The organism is Ktedonobacter racemifer DSM 44963 (assembly GCF_000178855.1).
GTDB classification, from domain to species: domain Bacteria; phylum Chloroflexota; class Ktedonobacteria; order Ktedonobacterales; family Ktedonobacteraceae; genus Ktedonobacter; species Ktedonobacter racemifer.
This window is the reverse complement of record NZ_ADVG01000003.1, coordinates 1,087,540-1,108,719: the sequence shown is the minus strand read 5'-3', so window position 1 is coordinate 1,108,719 and position 21,180 is coordinate 1,087,540. Positions and strand designations below refer to the sequence as shown.

Here is a 21,180-nt window from a genome sequence, read left to right as displayed (position 1 = left end):
GGAAAGTATGGCAACGATTCGGGATATCGCGAAGGAGACTGGCCTGGGAGTCGGGACCATCTCGCGTGTTTTGAACAGTACAGGATATGTGAGTCAGGAGACGCGCGAAAAAGTTATGGACGCGATCAAGAAGTTGCAATACACCCCGAATGGGGTGGCGCGTGCCTTAGCCAAAAAGCGTACCATGATCATTGGCGTCGTCGTGCATGACCTGACGAATCCATTTGTGCCTGGTATCGCGAGTGGTATCTCAGATGAAGCGCGCCGACAGGGGTATACCATGATGTTGTTGGATACCCTGTGGCAGATGGAGCATGAACTCAACACGGTTGAGATGCTGCGCCAGCAACTGGTTGATGGCGTGATCCTGCTCTCCCCAGCGAATGCCAATGTATTGAAGAGTAAACTCTCTGAGGTGGGTCTGCCCCTGGTCGTGATTGACCATGGCGAGGCAATAGGTACTTCTGATATCACAGTCGATCACTATAAGGGAGCGATGGAGGCGCTGCAATGGGCCCTTGAGTGTGGGCATAGGCGTATTGGCTTTTTGGCGGGACCACCAGGGCTACGCTTCTCCGATTTACGTTTGCGTGCCTATCTTGATGCGATGAACTGGCAGCATCTTGCGATCGATACCATCGATAGGCACTCACAATTGCCGATTGCCCAGGCCGACTTCCGCTTTGATAAGGGTATCAGTGCGACGGAAGCGCTCCTACAGCGCCATCCCGAGTTAACCTGCATCTTCGCGGCGAACGACCTCTCGGCTTTAGGTGCTCTGCACTACCTGGCCGAGCATAAAATCGCTGTCCCAGAGGAGGTCGCGGTTATCGGCTTTGATGATATTCCTACAGCCTCGCTCGTCCATCCACCCCTCACCACGATTCATCAGCCTATCTATGAGATGGGCGCGGCCAGTGCCCGCCTCCTGCTCGAACGTATCCAGGGAGTGAAGCCGCTTGAGCAGCCAGAACCACAGATCTTCGAACTGACACTTATAAAACGCAAATCCTGTTAATAACGAAAGGTTGTGACATGACACAGAGCGTTGTACCGGCAAGGGTGCGGGTCCCAAATTTTGTTGGGCAGGGCAAGATTGATTTCGTCGAAAAAGGCGTGCCGACACCAGGGGAGGGAGAGCTCCTGATCCAGGTTAAGGCCAATGCTATCTGCGGTACGGACCGTGGGCAGTTTTACGCCGGGTCCACTGTGACGCCGGGCCATGAAGCAAGCGGTGTTGTCGTCGCGGCGGGACCAGGCACGCATACTCCTCTTGGGACCCCAGGCGTTATTTTCCTGATGGATTACTGTGGCTCCTGCCGCTCCTGCCACAAGAGCTTTACTAACCAGTGTTTACATAAACGCGGCGATATGGGTTTTAACAGAGATGGCGGCTACGGCTCCTATGAACTTATTCACGAAAACATCTTCTTCCCCATCGACCCTGACCTTTCCTTTGCCGATGCTACCTTACTACTCGACATCATGGGGACCGGTGGTCATGCCATTAAGCGTGCGCGACTTGTCTATCCTGATATCGAGTCGCTAGTGGTCACTGGAGCTGGTCCTATCGGCCTGGCGGTGCTGGCGATGGCGAAAGTCTTGCTGGGAGAGGATTTCCCCGTCTTGATCTCGGACGTGAGCGAATATCGCCTGGCCCTGGCGGAGCAGTTAGGTGGGAAGCCGATTCAGCTTAAAGAGACAACGCTTGCGGAAGGGGTCCGCAAGCATGGTATCTTAAGCGTTGACCTGGCCGTCGATAGCAGCGGCAAACAGGTTGCGCGCCAGGATGCCCTGGGAGTATTGGCACAGCGAGGTGTCCTGGTCTGTGTCGGTCATGGTGAGGACCTGCAACTTCATGTCTCCTCCGATCTTATTGCCACCGAGCGAGCTGTCATGGGTAGCGAATATTTTGCCTACCAGGAGCTTACCTACAACCTTGCGTTACTCCAACAACATCGCTCCTATCTACGCCAGATTATTACGCATATCTTTCCTGTCAGTGAGATCCAGCAGGCCTTCGGACTCTTTTTTGGTGGAAAAACTGGAAAGGTTGTTATCGCGCAATGAGCACAGAGAAACGGATAAAAGTCGCCCTGGTAGGCGCGGGTTCCTGGGGGCTCCAGCATGCGCGGGTCTTCTCCGAGAGGCCCGACGTCGATTTCTGCGCCATCTTTGGACGCTCCGAGGAGAAAACCCGTGCCCGCGCCGAAGCCTATGGCGTGCGTGCCTACAACGACCTGGATAAGCTGCTGGAGCAAGAGCAGCCTGACCTGGTAAGCGTCTGCCTCCCCAATCAGGAGCATTTCGCCACGACCCTGCGCATCATTCAGGCTGGCTTTCCGCTGCTAGTAGAAAAACCGCTCGTCTTCGACCTGGGCGAAGCGGACATCTTGCTGAACGAAGCCGCTAAACGCTCGCTCTTCTTCGCGATCAACTTTAACCATCGCTATGCGCGCCCGGTGCAGATGGCCCACCAGGCCATTGCTGATGGACGTCTGGGCGATATTTCCTTCGCTACCTGGCGCTTTGGGGGCGAGGGGAGCAGTGACCACCCACATGCCAACCTTATAGAGACCCAGTGTCACGGTTTTGACATGCTGGAATTTATGTGCGGCCCGATAGCCTCGGTAGCGGCCCAGATGACCGACAAAACGGGTGGTGGGTATCGCACGCTTGTGCTGGCTCTGCGCTTCGCCAATGGCGCCGTCGGCAGCCTCGTAGGATCATATGACACATCGTATGCCTATCCTGGCACGCACCTCGTCGAAGTTAATGGCGACAAAGGGCGTATCTTGATCGAAGATACAGTGCGCCGCTATACCTTCCAGGCCACCGGTAACGAGACAGGGGAAGTCTGGCAGGCGGGCTATTTTAACGATAGGGACCGCGAGTTTCACCGTACCTTCGACAAACACCTGGATGCCGTGCTGCAAGCCTTTAAACAGGGCCAGAGACCCCCTGTCCCGGCCGAAGCAGGCCGCCGCGCATTGGAACTAGCCCTCGCGGCCATTCGCTCCTTCGAAACCGGCCAGCGCGTCTCAACTACATAACCTTTTTGTGCTTTCCTCCCTCGGAAAACGCTCTCTCCGTTACCAGATGCACAGGGGCCGCTCGTCCGTTTAGGTCGGACGTGTTGCTTCGCCCAATCTCTTCACGGCGTTGGGGTCACGGTGGTCGAAGAAGCTGCTGGTTTTGGTGTCCAGCGTCCTCATCGCCGCCATATCTTCCGGGTGAAGCGAGAAATCGAAGATGTTGAAGTTTTCAACGATTCGTTCCTTACGGACTGATTTGGGAATCACCACGACCCCTCTCTGGGTCAGCCAGCGCAGAATGACTTGCGCCACGGTTTTCTGATACTTGCCTGCGATGGAACGCAGCAACTCGTTCTCGAAAATGTTGTGTTTGCCTTCCGCAAACGGTCCCCAGGATTCCACCTGAACATGGTTTTCCTGCAAGAATTTCTGGGTTTCGATTTGCTGATTGAACGGATGGGTTTCAACCTGATTCACGGCAGGAACGACGTGGTGATGCACCATCAGGTCCATCAACCGGTCGGGTTGGAAGTTGCTGACCCCGATGGCGCGTATCCGGCCTTCCTGGTACAACTTCTCCATCGCGCGCCACGCGCCATATACATCCCCAAAGGGCTGGTGAATCAGGTAGAGATCCAGATACTCCAGTTGTAACCGCTGCAACGATCGCTCGAACGCTGGCCTGGTGCGCTCGTCTCCGGCATCCTGAATCCAGAGCTTGGTGGTGACGAACAGCTCTTCCCTTGGCACACCGCTCCGCTTGATGGCTTTGCCGACGGCCTCTTCATTGCCATAGGAAGCCGCAGTATCAATCAGGCGATAGCCGGTGCGGATGGCGTCGTAGACGCTGCGTTCGCATTCTTCGGCGTCATGCATCTGGAAGACGCCAAACCCCAAGAGGGGCATCTTCACCCCGTTATTGAGGCTGACCGATGGAATAGCTGACATTGGTAGTTCTCCTTTTTGCTTCTCCTCAAAGCTCCTGGCTTGTGGGCCGGAACAAGATTTCATTGATGTCCACGTCGTCGGGTTGGCTCATGGCAAAGGCGACGGCCCGCGCAAAGGAGTCAGCCGGAATGGCCATTTCTTCATAGAGTTTCTGAACGTTTTCAGCAATATCCGGCTCAGTGATGCTGTTGGGCAGTTCCGTGGCCACCGCGCCCGGCGAGATCACCGTCGTGCGGATGTTATAGGGTTTGACTTCCTGGCGCAGCCCTTCGGAGATCACCAGCACGGCTGTCTTGGTCGCCGCATAGACCGCGCTTCCAGGACGAACCTTATGACCAGCCACCGAGGACACATTGATAATGTGGCCAGCTTTTTGCTGTTTCATATACGGTAGCGCTGCCGCAATGCCGTAGAGCACTCCCTTGATGTTCACGTCGATGGTTCGGTTCCAGTCGTCGACCTTGAGGCGCTCAAGGGGCGAATGTGGCATGAGCCCGGCGTTGTTGATCATGACATCAACGCGCCCATAGGTCTGTACGGCTGCATCGACCAGGCGTTTCATCTGATTGGCGTCGGTGACATCGGTCTGGAGGCAAGTGCCTTGCCCCCATCGCCGTTCAGTTCGTTGGCCAGTGCCTGGATGCGCTCGGTGCGCCGCGCTCCCAGCACGACGGTAGCACCCCCGGCGGAGAGATGCCGGGCCGTCGCCTCTCCTAGCCCGCTACTGGCTCCCGTGATGACAACGACTTTTCCTTCGATATTTGTACTCATAGAGCTGTCCCTCCTTGATCAAGCGTGGTAGTGTTCGTCGCTGACCTTCTCCATCCAATCGGTGGTCTTCCCATCAAGCCGTTCGGCAATGGCGATATGGGTCAGAGCCGTGGTTGGTGTGGCACCGTGCCAATGTTTTTCCCCTGGCTCAAACCAAATCACGTCCCCAGGGCGAATCTCCTGGATCGGCTCCCCCCAGCGTTGGACCCGACCGAGGCCAGCCGTAACGATCAGCGTCTGGCCGAGCGGATGACTATGCCATGCGGTCCGAGCGCCAGGCTCGAACGTGCACTGGCACCACCCACACGGGCTGGATCGGGTGCCTCAAACGGGGAATCGATGCGGACCGTGCCGGTAAAATAGTCGGCTGGTCCCTTGCCAGAAGGGTGTGAGCCATTTCGTTTGATATCTATTGTTTCATTCCTCCACCATGCCTGCATATGCATACGGAGCGAGGCATGTTCGTTGTCCGGGAATAGTGTAGACCCCGGAAAGGCAAGGCAATAGAAGAATCGTTGCAAATGATTGGCGAATTCTGCACCTCTTCTGCCCTCAACGTCGCCTGAGCTCCTGGACAGGCGTTTGTTCTTGAGATTCAGACATCTTTTTTCTCCTCATTCATTCATGCTGGTCCTACCTTCGCGGGACCATGACCTTCATGGCCGTGCGCTGATCCATGGCTGCGGTGTCTGAGGGAACACCATGAGAGACCGTACACCATGCAGGTTCGCCACCGGCTCTGTTCTTGAACAAAATTCCAGCATACCTGCAAAAGCAGAGCGGCATATGCTCTGTCTGGGAATAGTATAGACGCACCAAAGCCCTGGGTGATAGAATGATTGTCGCAAATGATTGTCTGATTCTGCAAATCTTGCGGATGCGAGCGCGCGCAACAAGAGAAGAGGTCCCGATGAATACTATGATCCACAAGCCTGTAGAGCGCTAAGCCCAACGAATCCAGGCCAACCACGAGGAGCTGCTTGAGCGCGTTTCGCGGGTCATCCACGAAGATGGGGTGATCCAGCCATTCTCAGGGTTGCATCTGGCCTGTGCCTCCAAGCCTTCGGGGTTGTTGTATGGGGTGTCCACGCCATCCGTGTGCGTGATTGCTCAGGGTAGCAAAGAGGTTCTGCTCGGCGAGACCCGCTATCGCTACGATCCCTGGCATTACCTGCTGACCACCATCGAGCTTCCCAGCATCAGCCAGGTTCTGGAAGCCTCGAAAGCCCAGCCCTACCTGAGCTTGTGCCTGGAACTCCCTCCCACCATCGTGAGTTCGGTTCTGCTGGAGGCGGGGTACACCTCTCCGAGAAAGCAGGCGGATGCGAGAGCCATTGATGTCAGTTTGTTGGATGGAAATGTGTTGGACGCTGCCGTGCGGCTTGTCCGACTCCTGGATGCCCCTGCCGAAGCACCGGTCTTGCTGCCATTGATTACACGGGAAATCGTCTATCGCCTTCTCATGGGTGAGCAGGGTGGTCGGCTCCGCCACCTGACGATGATGGGAGGATACACCTCTAACATTGCCAGAGCAGTCACACGTATTCGCCAGGACTTCGACCAGCCACTGCACATCGAGGACCTCGCGCGGGGACTGGGTATGAGCGTCTCAGGGTTGCACCACCACTTCAAGGCCGTGACCGCAATGAGTCCCTTGCAATTCCAGAAACAGTTACGGCTCCAGGAAGCTCGTCGCCTGATGCTGGGTGAAGACCTCGACGCTCAAGGAGCGGCCTATCGTGTCGGCTACTAGGACGCCTCCCACTTCAATCGCGAGTACAGAAGCCTCTTTGGAGTTTCTCCCATGCGCGACGTGCGACGGTTGCGAGGAGAAACGCTTGCTTTCTCTAGACAATGAGAGGCGGGCACGGTCGATACTGAGTATGATTTCCTTCGCGCAACGGCCGCTCCCCCTGTTGCGCTGACAGTGTTAGCCTGGTTCTCTTCATGATATTCCCTTACAGAGTATAGAGTACGCGCTTTTAGCGAGCATCATCGGAGAACAGACCAGTTGGGTGGTCCGTTGACAAAGCAAAAAGAGATGGCCAGTATACGGGTTTGCACGTATACAGACCATCCCTCAAGCGGAGGAGGAAGAGACCCATCGACATCATTGGCGATTGAAACGCTCTCCGCTTCTCACAGAAAAGATAAGTGTTTGCCAGGTGAGTCGAGAAATATGTCTCTGATGCCTCTATAAAAGCTAGCCAGAAAAGCAAGCAACCCATCTTGTCTCTACAGTATAAGAGCTCTTCCAACAAGAAGACACAGGCGAAAGATAAGAAATTTACGACACATATTTGTACACAATGCCCAATAGACATACACACTGATTAATCAAGAAGAATGAAAGAAACAGGACCCAACATCCGTTGGGTCCTGTTTCTTTCATTCTTCTTGATTATTTATAATGCTCTTCGCCCTGTCACGGCGTGCAAGATCGCGACAAGGATACAGGAACCAATCAGAGCAACGAGCAGGCTTCCCCAGAAACCAAAGGTTGCATCGGGTGCCAGCAGGCCAACAATGAAGCCACCGAGCAAAGCGCCTACTAGACCCAGGACAAGGTCACCGATAAGGCCATAGCCTTTGCCTGGCATGACAACGCCAGCCAGCCAGCCGGCCACCAGACCAATAACGATCCATGCAATAATACCGCCGGGGTTAAGTGCTGCTGCAAGAACCAAATGCATATTTTTCACCTCTCGATATGGAAAATCTTAACAATATCTGATAGATGTATGTAAATGTTCATCTATCAATTAGAACACGATCCAGAAATAAAAACAGATGAGGGCAAAAGGGAGAGATGAAGACCTTGATTGACATACTTAAAAGAGTGTGCTTAATTATGACCCATCCAGAGTAAAAGCCTTGACTGAGAATGCTGAGATTGGAAACGCATCTCTTTTTGGTTCTTAAACTCAACACTTCCTCTATACAGCCTATGATAGACTAGATAGAGGAAGATAAGACTCCGAAGGAATTGAACGACGGCATGTCCATTGCAACGGCGTATGATTTTTCTCTAGAAAAAGAAGGGAAGTCCTTTTCATGGCAAACAAAGAGCAGAAGAAAGTGCAGAAAGCTGCACCCAAATCAAATAAGCAAAAAAAAGAAGCCCAGCGCGAGAAGAAAGCTGCTAGCCGTACTCAAGCCTAAATGCTTCAAGAAAGAAGGTTCGCAAGCGAGGGCAACCCCGCTTGCGAACCTTCTTTATTAGGAATACCATTGGGTGAGCGCTGACGCCTTTCCTCAGCACTCACATCTTGCGACCCACCATCTGCTCCGGAAGATGGAGCGAATGTTTTGCCAGACCCTCAAGCAATTGCGCAAGACCGTTCACAATGCGCTCTTCACTCCAATCGAGCGTGTGGCGTTGATAGAGATAGAGATCTACCTGGATGACCGCCAGCAAAGACTCAGCAAGATAGTCACTATCCAAGTCGGCACTAGATGCGCCCACCCCAACAGCGTTCTGCAAGTAGTATTTAACCCGTTCTTTATTCCATTGGTGTCCAGCACACTGATAAAAACTCCGACCTCCTTGAGCCTGATACGCTCTATACAGGGCTTGAAGATATGCGGTGTGCTCTTCAATAAAGTGCGCAAAATGAATGAGGAAGAGATAAATAAGCTGCAATGGTTGCGTAGCCGCCTGCTCATATCCAAAATTAGCAATCGCCTCTTCCTGAAAGCGCTCGAAATGGGGAGAAAGCAACGCTTCTAAAAGCTCCCCTTTGTGGGCAAAATGGCGATAAAGCGTTCCCTGGCCAACGCCAGCCGCTTTGGCGATTTCCGTCATCGTAACTGCCTCAATATCTCGTTTGGAAAAGAGCGCCTCCGCTGTTTGTAGGAGCTGCTGCCGATTCTCCAGGGCATCACGGCGTTCTTCACGCTTCTGCTTCTGCTCCGTTACCTTCTCTCGTCGATGATTCACTCAAATCCTCCTTTGACCTCTTGCCAAAACGGATTGTCGTCCGTATAATGCCCTCATAACGGATTGTCGTCCGTTTGTAGTATACCATAGGAGGGCATTGCGAGCTAGTTGTTCGTATCTTCTGGTTCGTTGATGACCTGATTCTTCTTGTCTCTTTTTCTGCTCTCTTTGAAGAAAATTGAGAAGAGTGCTCATTTCACAAAACATTCTCAGAGGGAATAGAAAACAGCATCACATTCATGCATGCATGTAACTATTCGCTCTTCTTTATCGAAAGGATAACGTTATGCGTTCACTTCAGGGAAAAGTTGCGTTAGTGACAGGTGGTAACAGCGGAATTGGCCTGGCAACTGCGAGAGAGTTTTACGCGCAAGGAGCAAAAGTTGTGCTTTCAGGGCGCAACCGCGAAACATTGGAAGCAGCCGCGAGAGAGCTGGGAGAGAACGTACTGGCGGTTCCCTCAGATGTTTCGAAGCTCAGTGATATCAATCAGTTGATCGCTCAGGCACATGAGACATTTGGCAGATTGGATATTCTCTTTGTCAACGCGGGCATTGTCAGAACGGGAGCGCTTGAGGAAGTGACAGAAGAAGACTTTGACACGGTGATCAACACCAATTTCAAAGGAGCCTATTTCACTATTCAGAAAGCTCTACCGATTCTCAACGAGAATGCATCGATCATCATCAATGGCTCCATCAACGCCCACATGGCGATACCTGGCAGTTCAGTCTATTCGGCAAGCAAAGCCGCAATCCACTCCCTCGCGCGAACTCTCTCCGCTGAGTTGATTGAGCGTGGCATTCGTGTCAACACCATTACCATTGGCCCTACCGAGACGCCAATCCTAGATGGACTGCCGCCAGAGGCATATGCGGCTTTTACGCAACAGATTGCGCAACGATCTCCAGTCAAGCGGTTGGGACGTCCTGAAGAAATCGCGAAGGTCGCCCTGTTTCTTGCGTCCTCCGACTCCTCCTTCGTGGTAGGATCAGAGATCTATGCTGAGGGCGGTATGCTCTTCAATACGCTCTAGTCCGCCTTCTACAGCTGATTAGAGAAAGAATGAGTTACAAAATGGTGAATTCACATAGGGTCCATGCTTGCATGGACCCTATGTGAATTCACCACTTTTGCCCTCTACCTACGCAAGTTGCAAGCGCAACACGGTCAACGAATGCGCCGGAAAGGTATAGCTCAGCGTTCGCACGGACCCAGGAGCCTCCAGTATACGCTCCTGCGCGGCAACCACGGTCTGTTCCGTGAACGAGTTCAGGCTACCGACCTCAGGCCCGTTCACTTCATATGCTGTGAACTCAGTGATGGTGGTCTCTTCGGCCAGTTTGATTGTTGTCTCGTGTGCTCGCTCGCTATCGCGATTGACCACAGCCAGGGTGAGTACTTTGCCAGCTTCATCACGCGTCGCGGTCACATCCAGTAGTTTAAAGGGTCCCAGATCGGCAAATTGCTGCCCCCAGGGCGATCGCTGCTGCTCAGCGGTCAAAGTCATCTGCTCGCTATCGACATACACATCCAGTGCAATCTCCTGCGTCTGTTCAGCATACAGGCGTAGAGGATGATAAATTGTTTGCAAGAAGAGGCCTTCAGGGCTGGTAAAAATAGGTGCAATTACGTTCACAAGCTGGGCCAGGTTCGCCATCTTGACCACATCGCTATGTCGAATGAAGGTATTGAGATAGACGCCAATAGCCAGGGCATCGGAGAGTGTGTATTGCTCCTCCAGCCGACTATCGGCTGTCTGCTGGCGATACCAGATATTCCATTCATCGTATGCGATATAAATAGGCTGCTCAATCTTCTGCGTGAAGCGTGCAGCTTCGATGAGAGCCTGGCTGCTCTTAATCGCCAACTCGGCGAGCGCAGGCGAAAATACATTGCTATAGTGGTTAGCGCTGCCAGTATACAGATGAATGCTATAGTAATCTATCCAGGGAGCCAATCCCTCGATCACAACGCGATCCCACGCGTTCCATCCCTGTTCGCCACAACCCACCAGTTGAATACTCGGGTCGGTCCATTTCATGACCTTGGCAAACTCAATGGCCTTTTTGACATAATCCTCTGGGCTGAGATGACCTATCTGCCAGGCGCCATACATCTCGTTCCCCAGGCCCCAGTATTTAACGTTGTACGGCTCCTCATGTCCATTCTGCCGCCGCAGGTTCGCCCAATAGGTATCACCAGTACCGTTACAGTACTCAACCCAGGCCCGCGCCTCGTCCATCGTCCCCGAGCCCATATTGACGCACAGATAGGGTTCAACCCCCAGTACCCGACAGTACTCCATAAATTCATCGGTACCGAAGCGATTAGACTCCACCGAATGCCAGGCCAACTCCAATTGGCGCGGCCGCTTCTCAACGGGACCAATCCCATCTGCCCAATGGTATCCGCTCACAAAGTTACCGCCGGGCCAGCGTAAGATGGGGGTCTGGAGACCACGTACTGCCTCCATGACATCTTTACGGAACCCCTGCTCATCACTCAATGGAGAGCCTTCCTCATAGATGCCCCCATATATACAGCGTCCTAAATGCTCAACGAAACCTCCAAAGATCTTACGATCGACAGTACCAAGGCTGCGAGCCATATCAACATGTATCTTTGCCAAGAACTAGCTCCTTCTAGCACTACACGGTCACTGCTGCTTTGCAATCATCTTTGCAACGTTGCAAATAACGTACTCTATCTATTTATCTTTTGTCAATAGCTGTGCGATAGTAAAATGTGTTTCTGTTGACAATTGTACAGTTAAGGTGCTACTATTTGCGGCATGGTTCTTCAATCTTATTCCGAAACCCAACGTCACTCTCGTGACTAGCGCTCCCCCCATTCGGGGACAAGCGCGCTCAGGGTTTTCGGAGAAGAAGTTCGCTGAAATTAAAGAATGGGGTGCTCCTTGGTCGCCACATTAAAGGATGTTGCCCGCAAAGCTGGGGTTTCAATCCGCACTGTCTCAAATGTCGTCAATGATTACCCCTACGTCACTGCTGAAGTGCGTGAACGCGTCAAGGCGGCCATCGAAGAACTGCAATATCAGCCAAACCTCTCCGCCCGCTACTTACGTAAAGGCCATTCACAACTTCTGGCCTTTGCTATTCCTGACATCAGCAATGTCTATTTCTCCGAGATCGCCAATGCGATTATCAGCGCAGCCGCGACACGCTATTATACCGTGCTTATCGATCATACGCAGGGGAAACGCGACAACGAGCGAGCCGTGCTCAAGGGCTTAACTCCTCATTTGATTGATGGGGTTATCCTGAGTCCCCTGGCCCTGGAGCCAGAAGATCTCCAGCCGCGCGTAGGCTCGGTCCCCGTGGTGCTGCTGGGTGATCGTATCTATGATGTACCTTACGATCACGTCACCTATGATAATGTCTCTGCTGCTCGTACGGCAACCCAGCATCTCATTGCCACAGGTAGGCGACGCATTGCGGCCCTTGGGATGCAGGAGACAAACGCACATGAGACCGAAACCTCTCGCCTCCGCCTGCGTGGCTATACTGAAGCGCTCACACAGGCAGGCTTGCCCATCGATCCTCACCTGATTATTCGTGGTCTGCCTGTGTATAGCCGCGGCACCGGCGCGCGTGCCATGCGTTATTTGCTGTCGCTGGATGAGCCCCCTGACGCGATTTTCTGCTTTAATGATCACCTGGCGCTAGGCGTTTTGCGCGCGGTCTATGAGGCAGGCTATTGCGTGCCTGAAGATATCGCAGTTGTCGGCTTTGATGATATCGAAGATAGTCGCTATGCCGTCCCTGCGCTTACGACTATCGCGCCTGACAAAGAAAGGATTGGTGACCTGGCGGTTGCCTTCCTACTTGGTCGTATCCATGGTACACGCAATGGGCCACCTGAGCGCGTTGAAGTGCCTTGCCACCTGGTCATCCGCGAGAGTACCATGAAACGCTAAACCTTTAGGTACTTCCTCCAACTTTTAGCTTGCCATCCATCTTTTTCCCTCATCTCTGTAAATGTACGCGCAAACTATTGACAAGCATAAATTTTATATGTTATGTTTGCAACGTTGCAAATAAATTAACAAAGGTGTTGACCCTGATGCATCTCTTCCTAGTTTTCATTTATTGGCTTGATATATAACCAGATATCGTAGACGATAAAACTAGAAAGGACACACTGCTGTGAAATCATCCTTTCCTCGCCATCCTTTCTATGGATATGTACCTGCCTTTCCCCATCGCCAGTCTGGCGCGCGCACACATTCTAGCTCTCTTGCATGGGTTACATATATTGCTCGGCTAACATTAACACCTATCCTCCTGGTGCTCTAGCGCCGTGTAAGCATTTTGCACGGCGTATGGAAGCCAGGGCTTTTTTTGTATTCCATCAGTATCGTTTTGTCATCGTTTGATGTAGGATCACATGCACGTCGTTGTGCAAGACCTCAGGAGGGAAATAGTTATGTTCTCAGAGCAGGATGGGCGGTTGCCGAGTGCGACAATGCCTACACCCGCACAAGGCATGACTCGTCGCCACTTTTTGGAGCGCGCGGTCGCGCTAGGTATCGGAGGGAGTGCCGCGCTTGCGGCGCTTAATGCCTGTGCGACTCCAGGCAGCGCAGGCGCCAGTCTCACCTTTTGGAACCTGTTCGGCGGTGGTGATGGTGTGCGTATGGAGCAGATGGAAGATAACTTCCGCAAATCCCGTCCAGATGTCCAGTTGGAGGCGGTCACGCTCTCATGGGGTGCGCCATACTATACCAAACTGGCGATGGCCGCGGCGGGGGGACGTCCTCCCGATGTGGGCGTCTCGCATATGACGCGAGTACCGCTCTATGCCGCAAACAATCTGCTCGATTCTTTTGATCTGGACGAGTTAGCGAAGGTAGGCATTACCGAAGATCGTTTCCTCCCCGATATCTGGAAGCGGGCGCAGTATAACGGCAAGCTGTACGCGATTCCACTGGATACTCATCCCTTTGTGATGTATTACAACGTGGATATTTGCGCAAAAGCTGGCTTGCTGAACGCTGATGGTACGCTCAAACCGCTGGAAGGGGCGGAGGCCGTCATGGATGCCTTTAAGCGTACCAGGCAAATCACCAATTATTTAGGCCTGGCGGTTGATACGCAGGATGTTACTCCCTGGCGTATCTTCTATTCGCTCTATTCACAGCTCGGAGGCGAGGTACTATCAGCGGATGGACGTCAATTAACGATAGACAATGCCAAGGCCATCCAGGCGCTCCAATTCATGTCCGATCTCACGCAAAAAGAGAAGGTGGCATCCTCCACGCTAGATTATGCTGGCGCAGTTGCGGCCTTTGGTAGCGGGAAGGCTGCCTTTCACTGGAATGGCGAGTGGGAGGTCTCCACATTCTTACCCCAGAAAAATCTGAAGTTTAACATGGTACCTCTCCCTAAAGTCTTTGATCTGAATCGCGCCCAGGCTGATTCACACGCGTTCATCTTTCCACACCAGATACAGGTTGATCCGGCGCAGCGCAAGGCTGCGCTAGAGTTTATTGCCTTTATGCTGAAAGACAGCCTGACCTGGGCTCAGGGAGGCCATATCCCCGCCTATCTGCCCATCACCGATAGCACAGAGTATAAACAACTCCAACCACAGTCGAACTATGCCGATGCAGCCGCTCACGCGGTCGTTGATCCCATTGCCTGGTTTAGCGGCTCCGCCTCTGAATTGGAGACTCAGGCTGGATCGGCCTTCCAATCCCTTCTGGCTGGACAATTCACACCACAACAAGCTCTGGACCAGTTTACGGGCGCAATCAATAAGCTACTGAAAATTACGCCGCCATTTTAACCGTGTGCGCACAGCTATCTCACGCGGAAGGAATCCCGCTGACACTGTAGTCAATGAGAGGAGAAACGATGTCGGACGTATCAATACAAAGAGACGTGAGCGTAGGAACGCCGAGCCAGCAGCAGATTGAGAGCAAAAAGGCTCAGCGCCGCCGTATCGACCTGGTGGGCTTTGGCTTTGTGCTTCCATTCCTACTTATTTATGTCGTTTTCTTAGTCTGGCCGGTCATTCTCGGCTTTCGGATGAGCTTCTTTAACTGGACCATCGGCGGCAAAGGGGTCTCCAATTTTCTAGGCCTGGCAAACTACCAGGAACTCATAGGTGATCCGGCCTTCTGGTCCTCGCTGTGGACAACCATTGTTTTTACCGTCATCAGCACACCGGTCCTGGTGATCATCGCCTTGCTCCTGGCGTTATTGGTGAATCGCGCTATTCCGGCCCAATCGTTGTTCCGTACCATCTTCTTCGCGCCCTTCATTCTGCCCGTCTCGGTGGTCACATTGATCTGGAGCTGGCTCTACCAACCCGGCTTCGGCCTGATCAATGGAACTCTGACCTCCCTTGGACTAAAAGAGGTCCCATGGCTGACAGATACCCACGTGGCGATGATCGCTGTCGTCATTCTCACCACCTGGTGGACCGTCGGCTTTAACTTTGTGCTCTATCTCGCGGGCATGCAACAGATTCCCCACGAGCTCCTGGAAGCCGCTAATATCGACGGAGCAGGCTCCTGGTCACGTATTCGCTGGATCACCATTCCGCTCCTCAGGAGATCGACCGTCTTGATTGTTATCTTGCAGGTGATCGCCTCATTACAGCTCTTTACGCAGACCTACCTCTTGACGGGCGGTGGCCCCAACTTCTCCACCCGTTCGATCATTCAATACATTTATGAAAACGGCTTCACCTCATTTCGCATGGGTCTCGCCTCCGCGATGTCCTATGTCTTCTTTATTCTGGTATTACTGGTCTCGTTGGGGCAGTTTGCTCTGCTCAACCGTCAAAGGAGGGATGCCTGATGGCCATACAGAGTGTACAACCAGCTGTTAGCAAGGAAAATAGCACGACGAGGCAGCCCTATGATTATCGCCGCGCCAATAAGCTTGCCTACTGGGCATCTTTTGTGCTCCTCGTTCTCTTAGCGCTTCTCTGGATTCTGCCTCTGCTCTGGGCCATTGATACCTCCCTGAAACCAGAGACCGAAACGACAACGATCCCAATCACCTGGCTCTCTTCACATTTCACGCTGGATGCCTTTACCAGTACGCTGGCAAACAGCCAGATGTGGCGCTGGTATTTCAATAGCACCTTGACCTCTGGCCTGATCAGTCTGCTGACTATCTTCCTGGCGAGCCTGGCGGCCTTTGCCTTTTCGCGCATCCCCTTCCGTGGAAACCGCATCGTGTTCTGGGTGATCCTGGCGGGTATTATGGTCCCGGGTCAGATCTTGATTGTGCCGCTATTTACCGAAATGCAGTCATTCGGACTGGTCGATACCTATTGGGGAATTATCCTGCCCCAGATCGCTTCGCCCGTGGCGGTCTTCATCCTTAAACAATACTTCGATGGCATTCCTGCTGAGTTCGAGGAGGCGGCTCTCCTCGATGGCGCCAGCCGCCTGAACATCTACTGGCGCATCTGGATGCCGCTCGCCAGGCCTGCCCTCGCCGCCGTTGCCATCTTTACCTTTGTGATCTCGTGGAACAACTTCCTCTGGCCATTCATCGTTATCTCCAACAACAATATGATGACCCTACCGGTGGGGTTAGCGACCGTTCAGACCTCGTTTGGTATTCGCTACGCGCAGATTATGGCTACTGCTCTCCTAGGCGGTATTCCGGTCTTGATTGTTTTCCTCTGTTTCCAGAAACAGATTGTACAGGGCATTGCCGGTACCACTGGCTTGAAGGGCTAGCGCTCTCATCCTCTTAGCGAAGCCAGTAAAAAGGCGATACAGGAAGAAATTCTCCCGTATCGCCTTTTTACTGGCTTCGCTACTATTGCCTATTCGTCCGAAAGCCCTTGACTTTTTGTGGGAAGCATAGCTATGATGAGCTTGGAACGTTTTGTGTCCAGTGGATGCGTGCAGGCATTCTTTTGCCAATGGAAACAAGTAGCGCGTGCCTCAGGCGCGCCAGTATGAAGAGGAGAAAAAAAGTCCGTATGGACGGTGACCCTGGCAAACCTCCGCAAGCTATGGAGGTTATCATCTGTTCCATGGCAGACGCCTATCTGAACTGGTAGCCACGATCTATCACCCTCTCGATATTTCCCCGCTATCACCTCACTATCGCGCTTGCCGTGGCCAATAATCCGGTAAGAAGCGAGAAGCTTGGGGTGGTACAGTCCTCAACGAATGTACCTCTACCCCTCCGCAAGTAAGCGAGCGCTACTTATGTGCTGCCTACGAGTTTGCCCTATGCATACGCGCCGGAAGTGTGTATGCGTTGCCCTATGCGAACCCAAACGCGTAGGCGCGTACGTAAGCGAGCGCATCATTCAGGAGGTGAAGACAATGGATATCCAGAAAAATTTGGTGATGGCGGTTTCCCAGCCGAAGGAAACAGGTAGAAAGACTCTGAGGCGAGGGCGGGTGCGCAGGCCTTTCCGCTGGTTGCGCTACCTGGGCATGCTGGGGCCGGGGCTGGTCGCCGCGAGCGCGGGCAATGACGCGGGCGGCATCTATACTTATAGCAGCATGGGTTCTCAGTTCGGCTATTCTATGATCTGGGTCATGGTGGTCCTGACCCTGGGCATGGCTGTCGTGCAGGAGATGTGCACGCGCATGGGCGCGGTCACCGGCAAGGGCCTCTCGGACCTCATTCGCGAGAACTTTCCCCTGCGCCTGGCGGCGTTGATTATGCTGGCCTTTCTGCTTGCCAATAGTGGCGTGATCGTCTCTGAATTTATTGGCATCGCCGCTGCGCTCAATCTCTTTCATGTCCCGGCCTGGATAAGCGCGCCCTGCGCGGGCCTGCTCCTGTGGCTGCTGGTCGTCAAGGGGTCATACGCCCGTGTGGAGAAGGTCTTTCTAGCCCTGACCCTGGTCTTTCTGGCCTACTTCGTGGCCGCGTTTATGGCGCATCCCAATGTGGGACAGGTGCTCCACGGGACGCTGGTCCCCACGGTGCAGTTGAATAGCAGTTATCTCTTGATGCTGGTGACGGCGGTGGGAACCACGATCAGCCCCTATATGCAGATCTATGTTCAGAGCGCGGTAGTTGAGCGCGAAGTCAGTATGCGTGAGTATAACCATGAGCGCGTCGATGTTTACAGTTCTGCCATCTTCTCCAATGTCGTCGCCTCCGTGATCATTATCGCCACTGCCGCGACCCTGTTTGCTAATAGCGGAGGCAAGGGCGTGATCCTTGCGGACGCAGCAGATGCTGCGAAGTCTCTGACCCCCTTTCTAGGCAACTTCGCGACTGATATCTTCGCTTTGGGCCTGCTGGGCGCCTCTTTTCTCGCGGCAGGAGTGATTCCGCTCTCCACCTGCTACTCTATTACGGAGGCGCTGGGCCTGGAGAATGGGGTCAGCAAGCGCTGGCGCGAGGCGCCCGTCTTCTGGGGACTCTTTACGGCCTTGATTCTGATCAGCGTCGTAATCGCGATGCTTCCCAATTTGCCCGTGGTGCAGATCCTACTCAACCTCTACCTGCTCAACGGTATGCTGCTGCCGATCATCCTCTTCTCGATCTTGCGCCTGGTTAACGATAAGCGCCTGATGGGGAGGCACACCAATGGCTGGTTCTTCAATATCCTGGCCTATGGCCTGACGATTACCGTTAGCCTGCTGAGCATTGCCTATCTCATTGTCCAGGTGCTGGGTCTCTTTGGTATCACCCTGTTGTGACACTCCACTGAAGCTGGCACAGGGTGTGGCAAGTTTTTTTGCGCCGAGTTCATCCAGGGAAAGCCGGTCCCGAGGGGGGGTACCATCACCACGGTGTACACAGGCCACTGAGGTGCCAGAGCATTGATCGTTGTTTGTCAATCCCACCATGCTGCTGACGGGATCTGTAGAACTATCCTGGTGTTCGGGATAACTCATCCGCAGAATACGTCTGCAATGCTCGCCAGCAGAAGGTTGGGATTGACATCAAGCGGCCTGGGAAGGGTATGCATTGGAAATTTGCAAGCCAGCCACTTGACTCAAGAAATGTCAGAGAGGGACTAATACGATACTGTGGTGGCTACCTGCTTCCATGTGCCGTTCGTCGAATAAAAGCCAGCAGCATAGGCAGATTCAGATGAGTGGTAATCACCCACCATTGGAGTATAGCACGATGTCTGACCGGGAGAAACCCACCCATTGCCGCCCGCCGAGGAACAATCATAATACTTACCACGTGAACTCTTAATCCCCGCATCTCCGTAGTGACCGGATGGCATCGATGCGTTAAACGTAACTTTTGCCCACGCGGCGCCGCACGTTGCGCTATAGCGAAGGGCAACATCTGCTCTCAACCCTCCTCCTAAATCGCTACTTGTTACCACATGCATATCTTGTCCATCACCAGCGCAGCCCGTAGATATGGGACTTTTCCCATCGCAACTTGTGTCAAGACAGCTTACCGCAGCAAGCGATGGAGAAGTTGTATGCGCGGAGGCAACTCCTGTGGTGAAAACCACCATGGTACTGAGCATGAGGAGCATAAGCCCCAACGATATCATCTGTTTGATACTGAACATCCTTTTTCCTTTTGTTTCCTTACGCTTGACGCAAGGATGGTGCTACATGGTATCCCTACCTCAAGTAGGGGTTTGCCTACTGTGATCATCACAACGTGATCACTACAAAGAAAGAGGGTTGAAAGGTCCTTTTTGGGACAGCTTTCCTGCTTTCTCGTGATGTGGGACGTTGCCAAGACGTCCACCACTTGTGATCGTCGCAAAGCAGACGATTCAACCGTCAGATATGTGACAACGTTCCTCTTTGATGCTGCCCATACCAGACATGTTGAAGAACTGTCCTCGCGATGTGGAAGGAGTGCGCCACGTTTTTGGACACAGTGAGGAGATTAACATGGCATGTGCATCACTGGCTAAAGCGTCCCCTGGGGTGGGTAGTGCAAAAATTCTTGGCGCACCCGCTGGCACATGGGCTTCTCGGCAGCGTTCCTGGTCATCGGTCCAGCTTTTCGGCAGATACAATTCGCGGTCCAACAAGGTGTGCCCGCGCGGGCTGGCATAGGAAAGAAACACGCCTACTTGGCAATTCTCAATGCTTCTTGCGCTTCTTGCGCGAGTGGCACCATCACATGACCATGGTCATTCTTGCCCATCATTTCCTGGTTCGTTGGCGACAGCGCCTGAACCAGAGAGGGGGATCTTGTGCCCGACGACCACCCGTTCCTTGCCCGCGCCCAGTGAGGTGCCCTGCTTGGATACGTATGCCTCTCTTCCACTCAGCATCGCTCAGGTGTGCCTCGTCGCCTTGCCCCAACCGGTGTTGGATCTTCCAGCGACCCTGGCGTTGATCGCTTACCAGCAGCGCCGCAACTACGCCGCCTATTGCTCGCATCGCAAGCGGCTTCTTGCGCAATTGCAAGAGCTACGTTGGTAAACTCTACCTTTGCACTTTTCCTAGAGGAGACTGGGAAAAGTGCAGAGTCAGAATTACGCTCGATCAACTACCAACTACAGCGGTTTGCGATAGCGCGGAAATTCTTTGACCACAGAGAAACCGATCTTTTCGTACAACGACCTGGCACCATGGCGATTGTTGGCGTCTGTGTGCAAGCGGACCCGTTGCACACCACGTTCGCGCAGGGCAATGAGCAAGTACAGGATGAGAGCCTGGGCAATGCCCTGGCGTCGATACCTACTGTCTACACTGACCTCGTCAATATAGCCACAACCCATGGAGATCCGCCCAAGAACCATGCCAGCAGGCTGATCTTGATCCCAGGCCACCTGCCAGAGTGTCTGATCGAGATCAGGTTGGTGGAGAAATTCCTGGTACTCTTCCTCAGAAGGAACCGCCGCGCCCCAAGAGGTTCCAGCCCAAAAACGAGCAATCGCCTCCCAGATCAAGCGACGTTGATCGGGCCTCACGGAACGCCGTTCAATCTTCACGGGCAGATGCGGCTTGGTGAGCTTGCGAAAGTCAGTGAAATCCATCTGGGCATTGATGTGAACGCACCGATACCCCTCGTTCAACAAGAGTTCTGTGGCGGTTTTCTCCGTACTCGAAGCGTTTGCTCCAAAAACACCCTTGCCATTGGTAGGATGCTCGTTGGCAAGCGCGCGGATACGCTCCTCCGCCCAGTGTAGCATCGCCGTGCCAAGCCCGCGCCCGCGCCATTGTGGAACAACCCGACCCAGATGCAGGTAGAGCCAGGTGCCATCTGCTTCTGTCCACCAGGAGAGACGGATTGAGGCGACCATTTCATCGCCATGCAGAGCAAAGAGCACATTCTTCGGGTCGCGATCAGCAAAATCGGCTCGCATCTCCTCAACGGTCGGGATCTCTTCCAGTGTGGAGAGAGGATCAATTGCATCAATCTCGCGACATGCTTCGATGAGCGCGACATAGGCGGGGGCATCTTCTGGACCATAGAGATGACGAAATGTGATCTCGGGTAGAGATGGTAAATATGGAAAGGGGATCTGTATCATACGTACGTGCTTCCTAAACCTTTCTCTCTCATAGTTTGCTTGTCATTCTATATA

Annotated in this window: 16 protein-coding genes and 4 pseudogenes; 11 read left to right on the top strand and 9 right to left on the bottom strand. The window is 53.4% G+C overall.

Annotation, left to right across the window (positions count from 1 at the left end):
• Positions 1-7: 7 nt before the first annotated feature.
• From KRAC_RS33855 to KRAC_RS33845, 3 genes are read left to right on the top strand one after another with little or no spacing between them, the layout of a single operon-like run.
• On the top strand, positions 8-1,018 hold the full coding sequence (locus KRAC_RS33855) for a LacI family DNA-binding transcriptional regulator (protein ID WP_007915162.1): 1,011 nt from the start codon (positions 8-10) through the stop codon (positions 1,016-1,018).
• 17 nt (positions 1,019-1,035) lie between these two features.
• On the top strand, positions 1,036-2,070 hold the full coding sequence (locus tag KRAC_RS33850; RefSeq protein WP_007915161.1) for an alcohol dehydrogenase catalytic domain-containing protein: 1,035 nt from the start codon (positions 1,036-1,038) through the stop codon (positions 2,068-2,070).
• Entirely contained in the window at positions 2,067-3,053 is a 987-nt protein-coding gene (locus KRAC_RS33845) for a Gfo/Idh/MocA family protein (RefSeq protein WP_007915159.1), read from the top strand. Before KRAC_RS33850 ends, KRAC_RS33845 begins: the two co-directional genes overlap by 4 nt.
• Before the next feature lie 69 nt (positions 3,054-3,122).
• On the opposite strand, the gene KRAC_RS33840 is transcribed toward KRAC_RS33845, so the two are convergent.
• From KRAC_RS33840 to KRAC_RS79860, 3 genes and pseudogenes are all read right to left on the bottom strand, one after another.
• Positions 3,123-3,983, bottom strand: coding sequence for an aldo/keto reductase (locus tag KRAC_RS33840; RefSeq protein WP_007915157.1), 861 nt, complete (start codon positions 3,981-3,983; stop codon positions 3,123-3,125).
• Positions 3,984-4,008: 25 nt separating this feature from the next.
• A pseudogene (locus tag KRAC_RS33835) lies at positions 4,009-4,754 on the bottom strand (SDR family oxidoreductase).
• Between the two features lie 18 nt (positions 4,755-4,772).
• A pseudogene (locus tag KRAC_RS79860) lies at positions 4,773-5,167 on the bottom strand ((R)-mandelonitrile lyase).
• A 542-nt stretch (positions 5,168-5,709) separates the two neighbouring features.
• Between KRAC_RS79860 and KRAC_RS33825 the strand changes: the two are divergent.
• Positions 5,710-6,612, top strand: a pseudogene (locus tag KRAC_RS33825) (AraC family transcriptional regulator).
• Between the two features lie 547 nt (positions 6,613-7,159).
• Here the strand turns inward: KRAC_RS33825 and KRAC_RS33820 are convergent.
• Together KRAC_RS33820 and KRAC_RS33815 are read right to left on the bottom strand one after the other, a co-directional pair.
• Positions 7,160-7,447: a GlsB/YeaQ/YmgE family stress response membrane protein gene (locus KRAC_RS33820; protein WP_007915154.1), complete on the bottom strand. Its 288-nt coding sequence runs from the start codon at positions 7,445-7,447 to the stop codon at positions 7,160-7,162.
• 569 nt (positions 7,448-8,016) lie between these two features.
• Positions 8,017-8,694 carry a TetR/AcrR family transcriptional regulator gene (locus KRAC_RS33815; protein WP_007915150.1) on the bottom strand — a complete coding sequence of 226 codons (678 nt, stop codon included), beginning with the start codon at positions 8,692-8,694 and terminating at the stop codon, positions 8,017-8,019.
• Between the two features lie 286 nt (positions 8,695-8,980).
• Between KRAC_RS33815 and KRAC_RS33810 the strand changes: the two genes are divergently transcribed.
• Positions 8,981-9,730 carry an SDR family oxidoreductase gene (locus KRAC_RS33810; RefSeq protein ID WP_007915149.1) on the top strand — a complete coding sequence of 250 codons (750 nt, stop codon included), beginning with the start codon at positions 8,981-8,983 and terminating at the stop codon, positions 9,728-9,730.
• A gap of 108 nt (positions 9,731-9,838) precedes the next feature.
• Here KRAC_RS33810 and KRAC_RS33805 read toward each other — a convergent pair whose 3' ends face one another.
• Positions 9,839-11,326 carry an alpha-N-arabinofuranosidase gene (locus tag KRAC_RS33805; RefSeq protein WP_007915147.1) on the bottom strand — a complete coding sequence of 496 codons (1,488 nt, stop codon included), beginning with the start codon at positions 11,324-11,326 and terminating at the stop codon, positions 9,839-9,841.
• Between the two features lie 276 nt (positions 11,327-11,602).
• Between KRAC_RS33805 and KRAC_RS33800 the strand changes: the two genes are divergently transcribed.
• The 5 genes from KRAC_RS33800 to KRAC_RS33780 all read left to right on the top strand — a co-directional run bounded on the left by KRAC_RS33800 (position 11,603) and on the right by KRAC_RS33780 (position 18,358).
• Positions 11,603-12,634, top strand: coding sequence for a LacI family DNA-binding transcriptional regulator (locus tag KRAC_RS33800; RefSeq protein WP_007915145.1), 1,032 nt, complete (start codon positions 11,603-11,605; stop codon positions 12,632-12,634).
• Positions 12,635-13,143: 509 nt separating this feature from the next.
• Positions 13,144-14,505 (top strand): extracellular solute-binding protein, encoded by a 1,362-nt coding sequence (locus KRAC_RS33795; protein WP_007915143.1) that lies wholly within the window; start codon positions 13,144-13,146, stop codon positions 14,503-14,505.
• 68 nt (positions 14,506-14,573) lie between these two features.
• Complete coding sequence (locus tag KRAC_RS33790) at positions 14,574-15,524, top strand: carbohydrate ABC transporter permease (protein WP_007915141.1); 951 nt, start codon at positions 14,574-14,576, stop codon at positions 15,522-15,524.
• On the top strand, positions 15,524-16,420 hold the full coding sequence (locus tag KRAC_RS33785; protein ID WP_007915140.1) for a carbohydrate ABC transporter permease: 897 nt from the start codon (positions 15,524-15,526) through the stop codon (positions 16,418-16,420). The genes KRAC_RS33790 and KRAC_RS33785 overlap by 1 nt, the downstream gene beginning before the upstream one ends.
• Positions 16,421-17,020: 600 nt before the next feature.
• Positions 17,021-18,358 (top strand): Nramp family divalent metal transporter, encoded by a 1,338-nt coding sequence (locus tag KRAC_RS33780; RefSeq protein ID WP_007915139.1) that lies wholly within the window; start codon positions 17,021-17,023, stop codon positions 18,356-18,358.
• A 320-nt stretch (positions 18,359-18,678) separates the two neighbouring features.
• Here the strand turns inward: KRAC_RS33780 and KRAC_RS76525 are convergent, their stop codons facing one another.
• Both KRAC_RS76525 and KRAC_RS66805 read right to left on the bottom strand, forming a co-directional pair.
• Positions 18,679-19,008 (bottom strand): DUF2690 domain-containing protein, encoded by a 330-nt coding sequence (locus KRAC_RS76525; protein WP_420795834.1) that lies wholly within the window; start codon positions 19,006-19,008, stop codon positions 18,679-18,681.
• A 594-nt stretch (positions 19,009-19,602) separates the two neighbouring features.
• A pseudogene (locus KRAC_RS66805) lies at positions 19,603-19,743 on the bottom strand (transposase); the annotation flags it as partial.
• Positions 19,744-19,837: 94 nt separating this feature from the next.
• Here KRAC_RS66805 and KRAC_RS66800 point away from each other — a divergent pair.
• Entirely contained in the window at positions 19,838-20,071 is a 234-nt protein-coding gene (locus tag KRAC_RS66800) for a hypothetical protein (RefSeq protein ID WP_075164431.1), read from the top strand.
• Between the two features lie 74 nt (positions 20,072-20,145).
• Here the strand turns inward: KRAC_RS66800 and KRAC_RS33770 are convergent, their stop codons facing one another.
• Positions 20,146-21,126: a GNAT family N-acetyltransferase gene (locus KRAC_RS33770; RefSeq protein ID WP_007915137.1), complete on the bottom strand. Its 981-nt coding sequence runs from the start codon at positions 21,124-21,126 to the stop codon at positions 20,146-20,148.
• Between the last annotated feature and the right edge of the window lie 54 nt (positions 21,127-21,180).

Coding starts and splice junctions, on each gene's coding strand:
- KRAC_RS33855 (WP_007915162.1), top strand. CDS start 8: ATGGCAACGATTCGGGATATCGCGAAGGAGACTGGCCTGGGAGTCGGG.
- KRAC_RS33850 (WP_007915161.1), top strand. CDS start 1,036: ATGACACAGAGCGTTGTACCGGCAAGGGTGCGGGTCCCAAATTTTGTT.
- KRAC_RS33845 (WP_007915159.1), top strand. CDS start 2,067: ATGAGCACAGAGAAACGGATAAAAGTCGCCCTGGTAGGCGCGGGTTCC.
- KRAC_RS33840 (WP_007915157.1), bottom strand. CDS start 3,983: ATGTCAGCTATTCCATCGGTCAGCCTCAATAACGGGGTGAAGATGCCC.
- KRAC_RS33820 (WP_007915154.1), bottom strand. CDS start 7,447: ATGCATTTGGTTCTTGCAGCAGCACTTAACCCCGGCGGTATTATTGCA.
- KRAC_RS33810 (WP_007915149.1), top strand. CDS start 8,981: ATGCGTTCACTTCAGGGAAAAGTTGCGTTAGTGACAGGTGGTAACAGC.
- KRAC_RS33800 (WP_007915145.1), top strand. CDS start 11,603: ATGGGGTGCTCCTTGGTCGCCACATTAAAGGATGTTGCCCGCAAAGCT.
- KRAC_RS33795 (WP_007915143.1), top strand. CDS start 13,144: ATGTTCTCAGAGCAGGATGGGCGGTTGCCGAGTGCGACAATGCCTACA.
- KRAC_RS33790 (WP_007915141.1), top strand. CDS start 14,574: ATGTCGGACGTATCAATACAAAGAGACGTGAGCGTAGGAACGCCGAGC.
- KRAC_RS33785 (WP_007915140.1), top strand. CDS start 15,524: ATGGCCATACAGAGTGTACAACCAGCTGTTAGCAAGGAAAATAGCACG.
- KRAC_RS33780 (WP_007915139.1), top strand. CDS start 17,021: ATGGATATCCAGAAAAATTTGGTGATGGCGGTTTCCCAGCCGAAGGAA.
- KRAC_RS76525 (WP_420795834.1), bottom strand. CDS start 19,008: ATGCATGTGGTAACAAGTAGCGATTTAGGAGGAGGGTTGAGAGCAGAT.
- KRAC_RS33770 (WP_007915137.1), bottom strand. CDS start 21,126: ATGATACAGATCCCCTTTCCATATTTACCATCTCTACCCGAGATCACA.